Consider the following 12,108-nt stretch of genomic DNA (forward strand, 5'->3'; position numbering starts at 1 on the left):
CGAGTCGCGGAGGGGCCGTGCGCATCAGCGAGCTGGAACGCAGGACCGGTGTCAGCCAGCGCTTGCTGCGTTACTACGAGGAACAAGGGCTGCTGCGGCCGGAGCGTCTCCCCAGCGGCTATCGCGTGTACGCCGAAGACGATGTCACCACCGTCGAGCACATCCGCAACCTGCTCGCCGCGGGACTGTCCACCACCACGATCGCCGATCTGCTGCCCTGTATGGGTTCCGCGGGCGGACAGCTCATCGCCGACTGCCCCGAACTGTTGCTGGACCTCCAGCGGGAACGCGCCAGGCTCAGTGCCGCGATCGCCGAACTGACCACTGCCCGCAGCACCCTCGACCAGGTGATCTCCACCGCGCCGCCCTCCGTCGAGCACGAGGCCGCCCGGTTACGTGGCCTCAGCTAGGGCGTTGTTCACGGGCAGCAACGTTCCGCGGTCGCCGCGGCCGTCTTCAACTCGGGAGCCTCCAGGATGGCCGCGACCGGGTCGAGCGCGCCGTAGGCGTCCTTTTGCGCGGCGATGAGCCCCTCGACGGCACGGTCCTGCACCGCCGTGTCGTTCTCGCCCGCCGCGTCCAGATCCGCCTTCGTTTTCACAGTCTTGTCGCGGGCCGAGGTGTACTTCGCGAGGAAGTCCTGCTTCGCCGTGTCTCCGGCGGGAACCGGCGCCGCGGGCAGTGCGCGGAGACCGTCGACCGTCTTGGCCAAAATCGCCGCGTAGTGCCCTAGCTGGTCACTCGTGCTCTTCTTGACGGCCTCGACGGTTTCGCCGCCCGCCGACGTCATCTTGTTGTTGCCTTCGATGAACTCCTTGACCGCGCCGCAGAATCCATTCATCCAGGTCACCGCGGCGGACGGCGCCGGATCGGGGGTGCAACCGGCCAGTGCCGTCGCGGCCAAGGCGATTCCCGCGATCCGGGCGAATGTCCTGTGGGCAGCGCGCATGTCCGTTCTCCTCTCCGCCGGCCGGTGTTCCCGCCGGCGCGAGGACTTTGACATGGCGGAACGAGCGCGGTCTGCGTCATCTGACTCAGAACGCTCGAACTCGTAACGTTCGAGGCACGGCGTAACAAGGCGCGGACAGGCGACGAGTACCGCATTACCCCTGTTCGCATCGAGGGCAGCCAGCCGAAGAAGTAGCACCATGGCCATCAAGATCATCGCAGCGCGGCTCGAAGGTGGGAAGTTCCACGAAAACATCACGAGGCTGCGCTGGATCAACCCCGGCAACGGCGAGAGCTTCGTTTCGGCGATCGTGGCGTGGATCGAAGACGATGACGGGAAAGCCTATGCGGACGAGGGAATCCACCGGGTGACCGTGGAGATCATCAAGCCGACCTTCGGCCCGGAAGTCCTCCGCACGCGCGCGGACGGGATCTGGAAGAACAACCTGCAGGAGCTCCCCCGCTTCTGAGACCCGGTAATTCCGGTGACGTGGGCAAGAACGCTCTGTTAGCTTGGGCGAGCACTCCCGGTGCGCAGGCAACGGTTACTTCCTCTTCCACAGGAGAGACGCGGGTTCGAATCCCGCCGCGGGCTCCGGCCGGCGTCGACCAGCGGCCCAGGTCACTACGTCACCGTCACCGATTATTTCTCGGGAGCCCACAACTTCAGATGTGCCCGGTGCGCAGGAGACGGCTACTTCATCGTATTCCAAGGGTCGCGGGTTCGAGTCCCGCCCGGCAGCCATGCTGCCGGTAGCTCAGTCGGCAGAGCATTGGACAAGCACCGTCACCGACTTTTCTCGGGCCGCATCCGGAGTCGAAGCTCCCCTCGAACGAAACGAGGGTTGAGGTGTCGAAGTTCAACACCGCCGGCACCCGCCCGGCGACCGGCTCACCGATCGCCGGTGAGCGAAGCCCCGGCGGCGTCACCCACGAAGGCGGCGACGGCTACCGGCGGGACACCAAGTCCGAACTGTTCCTGCTCGCGGTCACCAACATGGTCGGCGAGAACACCTTCTACGAGACGGGCGACGAACGCGACACGCGTTACGCCGACCTCGTCCGGAAGGCGTCGCTCGCCGACCCGGAATGGACAGCGCGTTTCCTGCGCTGGCTCCGCACGGAAGCGAACATGCGTACCGCCGCGATCGTCGGCGCCGCCGAATACGTCCGGGCCCGGCTTACCACCGCGACGGACGATCAGTCGTACGTCGCCACCACCGCGAACCGCGCCGTCGTCGACTCCGTGCTCCAGCGCGCCGACGAGCCCGGCGAGCTGCTCGCGTACTGGACCTCCTTGTACGGCAGGAAGATCCCGAAGCCGGTCAAGCGTGGCGTCGCCGACGCGGCCGTCCGGCTCTTCCACGAAAAGTCGTTCCTCAAGTGGGATTCCGACGCGCGCGCCTTCCGGTTCGCCGACGTCCTCGGCCTGGCCCACCCGGACCCGAAGGACGCGGTGCAGGACGCCCTGTTCAAGCACATCGTCGACGTCCGGTTCAACCCCGGCCGGGAAATCCCCGCCGAATTGGCGGTGCTCGGCTTCCGCGCGGAGGTCATGGCGTGGGACGAGGAGAAGCGCCGGGATCTGTTCCTCGGCCCCGAACTCGACACCGCGCGGTCGGTTCTCCGGCAGGCGGGCATGACGTGGGAGTCCCTGGCCGGCTGGCTCCAGGGGCCCATGGGCGCGCAGGCCTGGGAAGCCATGATCCCGTCCATGGGCTACATGGCGCTCCTGCGGAACCTCCGGAACTTCGACCAGGCAGGAGTGTCCGACAAGGTCGCCGAGCAGGTCGCGGCGCGCCTGGCCGATCCGGAGCAGGTGGCGAAGTCACGGCAGTTCCCGATGAGGTTCCTCTCCGCGTATCGGGCGGCGCCGTCGCTTCGCTGGTCGTACGCGCTGGAAAAGGCGATCTCCGAGTCGCTGTCGAACGTGCCTCGCCTCGCCGGACGGACCCTGATCCTCGTCGACACCTCGGGGTCGATGAACGCCGGTTTCAGCAAGGACGGCACGCTGATGCGCTGGGACGCGGCCGCGATCTTCGGGATCGCGCTCGGGGCCCGCTGCGAGACGGCGGATGTCGTGTCGTTCTCGAACGGCTACTACGGCGGCACCGGTTCGAAGGCCTTCGACGTGCGCGGCGGCGAGTCGCTGCTGCGCGCGCTCGACCGGTGGAAGAACGACGGCTACTTCATCGGCGCCGGCACCGACACCGTCGGTGCGATCCAGCGCCACCTGCGGCCGGAGCACGACCGGCTCGTGATCCTGACCGACGAGCAGCACTCGGCGGGCAACGTCGACCAGGCGGTGCCGAAGGACACGACGCTGTACACGTGGAACCTCGCGGGCTACCAGCACGGCCACTCGACGTCCGGCTACGGGAACCGGCATACCTTCGGCGGCCTGACCGACCAGGCCTTCCGGATGATTCCGCTCCTCGAAGCGGGGCGGAGCGCCGACTGGCCGTTCTGACCCACCGCGGCCGCCGGGGCGGACCGTCCTCGTCGGACGGTCGCTCTCGGTGGCCGCCTTGCCTGATGTGGCGGCTCGCGGCCTACCGGGCGTGGCTGCTGTCGCTCGTCACCTGCTCGGTCGCGGTCCGGTCCGGGGTGGCGGCCTTGTTCGGCTGGCTGGACGCGTTCATCGCCACCTGGACAGCCTGCGAACGCCTCCCCCGCGCGTAACGACAAGCTTGATCAACACGAGTCAGGTCCCAGCCACTTCGCTCGAGGAGACAATGATCAGCGCCGCGGCCAGTCCGGTGGCCGAGCCGGGTGAGCGTGATCTGAGCCGTGAATACGCCTGAGCGTCCACTGCCGACCAGGCTTCCCGGCGCGCCTGGGAAAAGGTACTTCCGCTACCCCGCCCGCACCAGGAGAATCACGCCGACCTTCGTGAGAGCGTGCCCGCAATTGTCAGGTAGTCGTCAGGTTCCCCACCGTGCCTAGCCGGAAGAATGAACCGAGGCCGAGAGCACGCGAGGAGAGCGATGAGTGTAGAGAGCCCGAGCGCGAACGACGTCGTCGAAGACGTGTCCGTCTGGTTGGCCAGCGAGTTCTCGACGAAGTTGTCTCCGGTCGCGGTCGGCGCCATCGTCCGCGCCACCCACCGCGACCTTCGGGAACAGATCGTCCCCGAAGCGCTCGGCGAAATGCTGCACCGGATGGCACGGCACCGGATCACCCGTCTTGTCCAGGTTCTGTGATGCGCTACGAGCAGCACTGCCCGATCGCGCTGGCGGCCGAGGTGGTCGGCGAACCATGGACGCTGCTGATCCTCCGTGAACTACTGCACGACAGCACTACTTTCGTGGATATCGCGAGAGGCGTGCCGGGCATGTCCACTGGGTTGCTGACCAAACGACTCCGGACGCTCGAAGCAGCGGGTATCGTCACCCTTCATCCGTCGGGGCGGCCAAGTAGCGCAGTGCTGACCGAGGCCGGCCGCGAACTGTCGGCGGTCGTCGAGCCCCTCGGCAACTGGGGTGCGCGCTGGTTGCCGCCACCTCGGCACGGTGACCTCAATCCGGCCTTGCTCCTGCGTGACATCGCGCGTGGGATCGACCGGTCCGGTTTGCCCCCGAACGCGGTGACGATCCATTTCCGGTTCGCCGAGTCGCCAGGACCGCGTTGGTGGTGGCTTGTTCTCTCGCAGTCCGTCGCCGCGCCGACGGTCCATGATCCGAGGCTGCCGCAAGCGATGCGGATCGACTGCACTCTGGGTGCGCTGGCCCGGGTCTGGCTCGGTCACACAGACTGGCTGGGAGCGCTGCGGGAGAAGGCCATCGTGATCACCGGACCTCGTGGATCGGTGCGCGAGGCCATCGCTTGGCTCGGCACGAGCCGCTTCTCCAGCAGCGGGAATCCTAGCGAGGTGGGCGCGCCGACGCTGTCCTCATAGGCCTGTTCGGTACTTGCCGCCGCGGAGCGGCCGTCGATGCCCACGACGTTCGCTGATGACTCCGAGACCGCGCTGAGACCCTTGGACGCGTCGATACCGAGGCCGGGCGGTTGGCCCAGGAATCGAACAGCAGGATGCACCCGGCGAAGACCGCGCAGGCGAGCCCGAGCAGCCACAACCCCTGAGTGGCCATCAGGACTCCGACCAGCACAGCGGGAACGGCGGCGAGCAGGCAGAAGGGATCCAGCCTGCCGAAAACAGGACGTCGGCCGTGACTCGAACTCATGGCACTCCCCTTGTCACTCCGGCCTGGGCCTCCAGTAACTCGGACGCTCGAAGCTCTGCGACTCTCGCCTTCTCCTCGGACTCTTCAGCGAGCTTTCGATGACGTATCTCCGCGAACGCGTCACCTCGGCGCCGGACGGCTTCTCCGCGCTCCCGCTGTCCCTCGGCGCGCCTGATGGCCGCGTAAGCACGCTGCACCTCGACCTCGTGCGCGATCGACCCGCGCGCGAACCGTCCTGCCCTGCCTCGGTACTCCGCCGCGATCGCGAGCTCGTCGTAGGCCATGTAGTGGCAGGCCGAGATCTCGGCGAGATCCCGTTGCTGTTGAGCCAATATCTGTTCGCCGTCTGCCACCAGTTCGGCAGCTCGCTCGAGGTACTTCCCCGCGACCTTACGCAGGCGCGCCGCGTCACACCGCAGCCGCTTCGCGCGCGCCACCCCGTCGTCGGCAGCACACCCGGTGGTCTGCGGTCCACTCAGGGTCATCGCCGGACGTCCGGTGGTCCCGTAAAGCAGCTCGGTGAGCGCCCTGCTCCGCAGCCTGACGGTTGGAGGCATCGCATCTCCTCATTCATGGACCCTGTGCGGCGCACACCGAGCCTGTCACGGAGATGCCAGAGCCCACCTGACGAAAGTCTTACGATCGATGCGGAGAACCGAGGGCCACGCCCTGCACGCGGTTTGCGTCCGCAGCGCCCATACGGCATCTTTACGCGCGGAGCGCCGGGAAGTCTGGTCGGCACGACCCATCCACGAGGGGTGGGTCGTTCGACGTGGACGGGGTTTCCGTGACACTTGCCTTGGCGTTCGGTCTGGTGCTGTTGATCAGCGTGTCGCTCTCCGGACTCGCGGCACGCACCGTGCTGTCGACCGCACTGCTGTTCCTGGTGGCGGGCGCACTGATCGGGCAAGGCGGATTCGGCCTCGTCGAGATCCCCTCCAATGGCGCCTTCGTGACCGGCCTGGCCGATCTGGCGTTGTTCACCGTGCTGTTCACCGACGGCCAGCGCGCCGGCCTGCCCTCCCTGAAGGAAGGCTGGCGGCTCTCCGGCCGCGCGCTGGGCTTGGCGATGCCCTTGACCATGGTGGGCATCGCGGTGCCGACGCATTTCCTCACCGGTCTGGACTGGACGACGTCGTTCCTGATCGGCGCGATCCTGTCGCCGACCGACCCGGTGTTCGCCTCCGCGATCGTCGGACGGACGGATGTGCCGCTGCGGCTGCGCAGGCTGCTCAACGTCGAATCCGGCCTTAACGACGGCCTCGCGCTCCCCTTCGTGCTGATCTTTCTCGCGACCGCCGCGAACCGGGACACCGACTTCGGCGGCATCGCCATCGAACTCGTCGCCGGTCTCGCGCTCGGCGTCGCCATTCCCGCGGCCATCGCGCTCGCCTGGCGGCTGAAAGTCCTCACCGCGGAACCACGACTACAGGCCTTGGGGCCGTTGGCGGTCGCGGTGATCCTGTACGCGACCTGCCACCTCACCCACGCCAATCCTTACCTCGCCGCGTTCGCGGCCGGCGCCACACTGGCCACAATGGACCGGGTATCGGCTGAGCACTTCGAGCATTTCGGCGATCTGCTGTCCGAGACGACGAAATTCGCCGCTCTCCTGGTGTTCGGCGCGCTCATCACGCCGGAACGGTTGTCCCACCTCAGCGTCGGCGACTGGGCGGTCGCGGTTATCGCGATCGTGTTGATCCGGCCCGCCGCGATGATGCTCTCGCTGATCCGCACTACGTTGCCCGCCCGGGAACGCTCGGCCGCGGCCTGGTTCGGCCCCAAGGGCTTCGCCTCCGTCGTCTACGGACTCCTCGCACTACAAGCCGGGATCCCGGCGGGAGAGCATGTCTTCGACCTTGTCGCGATCACCATCGCACTGTCGATCGTGCTGCACTCCTCCACCGACGTCCCCGTCGCCAAAGCACTGCGCATCGAACCACCGGACAACCTGCCCACCGGACAACCGGAAAAGCTTCCGCAGAAAGAGAATTCCTGATGGGAGGCATCACCCGCCCTCGTGTTCGCGTTGCTGTTCATGGTCCTGCTCGGCGTCATCCCCAGGCGTTACTGGTACCTGCGGCTGCCCGCCGTGCTCGGCTGGGTCCTGGTCTGGATCGACAGCGCGTTCACCGGTCACTGGACCGATTCGCTGGGCGTGACTATCACCGGCTTCAGCCTGCTCTGGCTGGCCTTGACTTGGAAGCGTGCCCGTTCTGGCACTGACCAGGACAGGTGACTCGTCAATGTTTTTCGGCGTGCACGGTTCGTTCCAGGTCTGAGACCGGCGTGGCCCGCCCGGACGGCCGGACGTACCGGGCGGTGAGTTCGCCGGAGCCCACTTGCTCGAGTTCACGCCAGCCGTACTCGGCGAGAAGCCGGTCGACGTCGTCCGGGTTCAACCCGAACCGCCAGATCCGGTCTTTCCCGACGAATTGCCGGTGCAGGGCATCGGCGCCGTACATCGCGGTTCCGTCGAGAAAGTCCTTACGCACGTAGGTGAACAGCAGCCGACTTCCGGAACCGGCCTTGGCCAGGACGTCGAGCGTCTTGCGGACACCGGCCTCAGTCAGATACTGGGTCACTCCTTCCCAGACGAACAGCGTGACACCGTCCAGCCGGTATCCGTGTCCACTGAGGACGGTCTCCAGGTCGTCGTTCTCGAAGTCGATCGGGACAAGCGTCACCGCGTCCGGCACCCGGATCCGTTTGCGTTTGTCCTCGATGTTGCCCGGGAGATCCACTTCGAACACCCGGGTCCCCGCGGGCACGGCCAGGCGATAGGCACGCGTATCGAGACCTGCCCCCAGCACGACCACGGCATCGACTTCTTCGCGCAGGTCCTCGGCGAACATCTCGTCGAGATAGCGCTTGCGGCAGGCGATGCCACCCCAGATCCCGGGCGCCTTCTTCTCCGACGCCGCGACCAGCAGATCCCGGATCACCCGCCACCTGGCCAACCCGGCCAGGAATCGCACCGCCGCGGGAAGAACCTGGATCGCCATCTCGTCCTGAACCAGGCGCCGCGGGGCGGGATGGTGCTGTTCCACCGCCGCGATCACCATCGGCCCCACCGCGGTCCCGGCCACTGTGCCCGTCATCGCCACTCCCCCGTCTCCTGATCAGGTCAAGTCCGCCACTCGTTCGACCTCGGCGGTCCGCCCGGCGACGATCAGCACGTCGCCCCGGTTCACCACGGTGTCCGCGGTGGCGTAGGTGAAGCCCTCACCAGGTCGTTTGACCCCGACCACTGTGACGCCGTACTTGGCCCGCAGCCGGCTGTCACCCAGCTGACGCCCGACCGCCTCTTCCGGCGCACGGGTCTTGACCATCGCGTAGTCGTCCTCGAATTCGATGTAGTCCAGCATCCGGCCGGTCACGAGATGGGCCACGCGTTCGCCCATCTCGTGTTCGGGCAGCACGACGTGGTGCGCGCCGATCCGTTCGAGGATGCGGCCGTGCTGCCGGCTGATCGCCTTGGCCCAGATGTTCGGGATCTCGAAGTCGACCAGCAATGCGGTGGTGAGAATACTGGCTTCCAGGTCGGTGCCGATACCGACGACGGCGCGGAAGAACTGGTGCACGCCGAGCTGGCGCATCACGTCCGGGTCGGTGGTGTCGGCGACGACGGCGTGGGTGAGGTCGTCGGCGTGGCGCTGGACGATCTTCGGGTCCGAGTCGATCCCGAGCACCTCCGACCCGCGCGCGACGAGTTCCGACGCGAGCGAGCTGCCGAACCGGCCGAGACCGATCACGACGACACGGGAAACCTGCTTATCCGACAATGGGTCGCTCCTCGGGATATTCATAGCGCCGCGCGCGTTCGCGCAGTGCCAGTGCGGACGCCAGCGTGATCGGGCCGAGTCTGCCGAGGAACATCAGCACCATCAGCACGATCTGGCCGGTGACGGGGAGCTGCGCGGTGATACCGGTCGACATGCCGACCGTGCCGAACGCGGACGTCACCTCGAACAGGACATCGTCCAAGGCGAACGAGGTGACCGACAGCAGCACCAGGGTGCCCGCCACGACGGCACCCACACCGAGCAGAGCGATCGTCAATGCCTGGCGCTGCACCTGATCGGTCAGCCTGCGGCCCATCACATGCACGGTCGGTTCACCGCGGATCTCCGCGTAGATCACGTATCCGAGCAACGCGAACGTGGTGACCTTAATACCTCCGGCAGTGCCCGCGCTGCCGCCACCGATGAACATGAGGATGTCGTTGACGAACAACGTCGACGGCTGGAGCTGGCCGACATCGAGGCTGTTGAACCCGGCGGTGCGCGGCATGACACCGTGGAAGAAGCCGACCAGCAGCTTGTGGTGGAAGTCGAGCTTGCCGAGGGTGTTGCCCCACTCGAACAACAGCGCCGCCACGGTCCCGATCAGCAACAGTCCGAAGTAGACGGGCACGGTGATCTTCGTGTGCAGTGACCAGCGCCGCCGGTGACGGCGCCGGATCACCTCGAACAGCACCGGAAAACCGAGCCCGCCGGCGATCACCGCGAACATGATCGGCACACAGATCCAGGGGTCGGTCGCGAAACCGATCAAGCTGTCGGTGTACAACGCGAAACCCGCGTTGTTGAACGCCGACACCGCGTGGAAGACCCCCAGATAGGTCGCGCGCCCGATCGGTTCACCGTAGCCGGTGGCGAACCGGATGGTCAGCGCGGTGGCGATGACCGCCTCGATACCAAGGCTGACGAGGATGACACCGCGGATGACCGTACGGACGTCACCGAGCCCGAGCGTTTTCGTCTCGGCCTGGGCGGTGAGCTGCATCCGCAGACCGATCCGTCTCGACACCAGCAACGTCAGCAGCGAGGCCAGGGTCATGATGCCGAACCCGCCGACCTGGATGAGGCCGAGCACGACGAGCTCGCCGAACGTCGACCAGTAGGTGGGGGTGTCCACCACGACGAGGCCGGTCACGCAGATCGCCGACACGGCGGTGAACAACGCGCTCACCACGCTCGCGGACTCACCGGACTCGGTCGCGACCGGCAGGCTGAGCAGGAGCGTGCCTGCCAGGGTCGCCATCCCGAAGCCGAACACGACCACCCGAGCCGGGTGCCGCCAGCTGGGCATCAGCCGCCGCCACCACGGCGAAGCACCGAGGAACGAGTTCACCACGGCCCACCGCGAAGCTCGATCGGTTTCCGGATAGTCACGAAGCCGCCATCGCGGCGGTGAGCTGGCCAGGCGTGATCGGTTGGTGCCCGACGTAGTAGAGCACCGTCCCAGCGGCGAGAGCGGTCTTCCACGGTGGGCTGATCAGCAGCTGGTCGGCGGTCCGGACGGCGAGCACGGTCGCACTGTGTCTCCAGCCGAACGCCGCCTGGCAATCGCCGAAGGTCGAGGGCTCGGTCAGCCGTAGCGTGTAGGTGTTGCCGCCGCCGTGGGTCATCAGCTCGGCGTAGACCTCGGTGATACCCGGTGCCTGGATCTCTTCGGTCACCATATGCGGGCTGTGCCATTGGACGCACCGGATTCCGTCGTTCACGTAACGGAAATGCGCCTCCTTGGCGAGGTCGCGAAGGGCGACCACGATATGCGCGCCTGCCGCGACATGATCGACGGTGACCGCGACGGCCAAGGCCTCGTTGTCGTCCCGCGCGTCGATCAGTACGCTGTTCGCCCGGTGCACACAGGCACGCCGCAGGACGTCGTCCTCGGCGAGATCACCACGGACGAAGCCGATACCGCGGTCCGCCATCGGGTGGGTGTCGACCTCGTCCCACGCGGCGAGCACGATCGGACGGTCCCCACCCGCTACCAGTTCATCGACGATGCGCTGGGTCCGTCCTGGCGAGTACCCGAGCACGACGACGTGGTCTTCGATGTCCAGCGTGACCGCCCCCTGCATCCGGCGCCCTTTCGTCTTCTCGATGATCTCCGCCAGCTGAGCGAACACGGTCGTCAGTGTGACGATCCCGCCCACGATGACATACACACCGATCACGTGCCCCCACGACGACTCCGGATAGAAGTCGCCGTATCCCACCGTCGCGGCGGTGACGACGAACCACCACCAGTAGTTCTCCGGTTCCGTGATCGGGTTGTCCGATGGCTCGGCAAGCAGCATCAGCGGCCAGCTCGTCGCGAAGACGAACACGATCACGACCAGCGGCGGCAACCCGGTCCGCAAGCGTACGAACTTCCGCAGAAGCCGCATGAGGATGATCGGCACGCAACTCTCCCACCAGCACGAACCCGCCCATGTCGTGGGCCACCGTAGCTCTTGTCCGGACGATCCGGACGTAACAACACGAAACCGCTCACCTCGGGGCCACCCGCAGAATCCGTCGGACTCCGCAACCGCACCAGAGCTATTCTTGCGATATTTTGACGACCATCGCGCGCTCGACCTGGGGCTATCAAAACCACGTCAGGAACCATCGACGCATGCGGACAATTCAGGCGTGTCTCACTAGGGGCCTCGCGGAGGTCCCGAATGCACGGTCAGACACTGGTGGTCGGGTTTGGTGTCACCGGCTCCAGCGCTGCTTGTCACTTGCTCGCCTGTGGCGCTGACGTCGCTGACCTCGTCGTGCTCGATGCCGACGCGGACGCCGTCCGGTCGGCCACCGAACTGGGCGCCAGTGCGTTCCAAGGCGACGGGACCGATCGCCTCGCGCTCGCGCGGGCGGCCTCCGTAGAGGTCGATCGGATCGTCATCGCCTTGGTACCGGATCAAACCGCGGTGATGTCGACGATGCTGGCACGCGAGCTGTGCCCGTGCGCGATGATCGTGACCGCTGTGCGCGCAGACGCACACGTGCCCATTGCCCGCCGCGTTGGCGCCGACCACGCGGTGGTCACCGCCGAGGCCGCCGGCGGCGCCTTGGCTGGAGCTTTGCTCGAACGTCGCCGTCCGGCGCGTACACCGTGGGCGATCGCTCAACGACCGGCCCGGGCATCCGAGGTGGGGCGCGAGCTTCGGGACAGCGACCCCACCGCGGTCGGACTG

14 protein-coding genes and 1 pseudogene are annotated in these 12,108 nt (G+C 66.8%); 9 read left to right on the top strand and 6 right to left on the bottom strand.

Annotation, left to right across the window (positions count from 1 at the left end; all coding sequences use genetic code 11):
* Nucleotides 1-17: 17 nt before the first annotated feature.
* Nucleotides 18-410, top strand: coding sequence for a MerR family transcriptional regulator (locus AC069H_RS35505; RefSeq protein ID WP_340684016.1), 393 nt, complete (start codon nt 18-20; stop codon nt 408-410).
* Between the two features lie 8 nt (nt 411-418).
* On the opposite strand, the gene AC069H_RS35510 is transcribed toward AC069H_RS35505, so the two are convergent.
* The gene (locus AC069H_RS35510) at nt 419-949 is read right to left on the bottom strand and encodes a hypothetical protein (protein WP_478235247.1); all 531 of its coding nucleotides are present in this window, start codon (nt 947-949) and stop codon (nt 419-421) included.
* 199 nt (nt 950-1,148) lie between these two features.
* On the opposite strand from AC069H_RS35510, the gene AC069H_RS35515 reads away from it, so the two are divergent.
* The 5 genes from AC069H_RS35515 to AC069H_RS35535 all read left to right on the top strand — a co-directional run bounded on the left by AC069H_RS35515 (nt 1,149) and on the right by AC069H_RS35535 (nt 4,846).
* A complete protein-coding gene (locus AC069H_RS35515; RefSeq protein ID WP_478235248.1) occupies nt 1,149-1,418 on the top strand; it encodes a DUF3892 domain-containing protein in 270 nt (89 codons plus the stop codon).
* A 380-nt stretch (nt 1,419-1,798) separates the two neighbouring features.
* On the top strand, nt 1,799-3,418 hold the full coding sequence (locus tag AC069H_RS35520; protein WP_478235249.1) for a TROVE domain-containing protein: 1,620 nt from the start codon (nt 1,799-1,801) through the stop codon (nt 3,416-3,418).
* Between the two features lie 65 nt (nt 3,419-3,483).
* Nucleotides 3,484-3,630, top strand: coding sequence for a hypothetical protein (locus AC069H_RS35525; RefSeq protein ID WP_478227371.1), 147 nt, complete (start codon nt 3,484-3,486; stop codon nt 3,628-3,630).
* A 305-nt stretch (nt 3,631-3,935) separates the two neighbouring features.
* Nucleotides 3,936-4,151: a hypothetical protein gene (locus AC069H_RS35530; protein WP_478227372.1), complete on the top strand. Its 216-nt coding sequence runs from the start codon at nt 3,936-3,938 to the stop codon at nt 4,149-4,151.
* Nucleotides 4,151-4,846, top strand: coding sequence for a winged helix-turn-helix transcriptional regulator (locus tag AC069H_RS35535; RefSeq protein WP_478235250.1), 696 nt, complete (start codon nt 4,151-4,153; stop codon nt 4,844-4,846). Before AC069H_RS35530 ends, AC069H_RS35535 begins: the two co-directional genes overlap by 1 nt.
* A gap of 282 nt (nt 4,847-5,128) precedes the next feature.
* Here AC069H_RS35535 and AC069H_RS35540 read toward each other — a convergent pair whose 3' ends face one another.
* Entirely contained in the window at nt 5,129-5,689 is a 561-nt protein-coding gene (locus AC069H_RS35540; protein ID WP_478235251.1) for a hypothetical protein, read from the bottom strand.
* Nucleotides 5,690-5,919: 230 nt separating this feature from the next.
* On the opposite strand from AC069H_RS35540, the gene AC069H_RS35545 reads away from it, so the two are divergent.
* Together AC069H_RS35545 and AC069H_RS35550 are read left to right on the top strand one after the other, a co-directional pair.
* Nucleotides 5,920-7,131 (top strand): cation:proton antiporter, encoded by a 1,212-nt coding sequence (locus AC069H_RS35545; protein WP_478227375.1) that lies wholly within the window; start codon nt 5,920-5,922, stop codon nt 7,129-7,131.
* A 21-nt stretch (nt 7,132-7,152) separates the two neighbouring features.
* Nucleotides 7,153-7,371, top strand: a complete 219-nt coding sequence (locus AC069H_RS35550) for a hypothetical protein (protein ID WP_478235252.1) — start codon at nt 7,153-7,155, stop codon at nt 7,369-7,371.
* A gap of 4 nt (nt 7,372-7,375) precedes the next feature.
* On the opposite strand, the gene AC069H_RS35555 is transcribed toward AC069H_RS35550, so the two are convergent.
* The 4 genes from AC069H_RS35555 to AC069H_RS35570 are packed head-to-tail and all read right to left on the bottom strand — an operon-like array spanning nt 7,376 to nt 11,328.
* Nucleotides 7,376-8,233, bottom strand: a complete 858-nt coding sequence (locus AC069H_RS35555; protein ID WP_478235253.1) for an SAM-dependent methyltransferase — start codon at nt 8,231-8,233, stop codon at nt 7,376-7,378.
* A gap of 21 nt (nt 8,234-8,254) precedes the next feature.
* Complete coding sequence (locus tag AC069H_RS35560; RefSeq protein WP_478235254.1) at nt 8,255-8,917, bottom strand: potassium channel family protein; 663 nt, start codon at nt 8,915-8,917, stop codon at nt 8,255-8,257.
* Nucleotides 8,907-10,271, bottom strand: a complete 1,365-nt coding sequence (locus AC069H_RS35565; protein WP_478235255.1) for a TrkH family potassium uptake protein — start codon at nt 10,269-10,271, stop codon at nt 8,907-8,909. The genes AC069H_RS35560 and AC069H_RS35565 overlap by 11 nt, the downstream gene beginning before the upstream one ends.
* A gap of 34 nt (nt 10,272-10,305) precedes the next feature.
* Complete coding sequence (locus AC069H_RS35570; protein ID WP_478235256.1) at nt 10,306-11,328, bottom strand: ion channel; 1,023 nt, start codon at nt 11,326-11,328, stop codon at nt 10,306-10,308.
* Nucleotides 11,329-11,592: 264 nt separating this feature from the next.
* On the opposite strand from AC069H_RS35570, the pseudogene AC069H_RS35575 reads away from it, so the two are divergent.
* Nucleotides 11,593-11,946, top strand: a pseudogene (locus AC069H_RS35575) (NAD(P)-binding protein); the annotation flags it as partial.
* Nucleotides 11,947-12,108: the final 162 nt, after the last annotated feature.

The organism is Amycolatopsis sp. NPDC043887 (assembly GCF_056435665.1).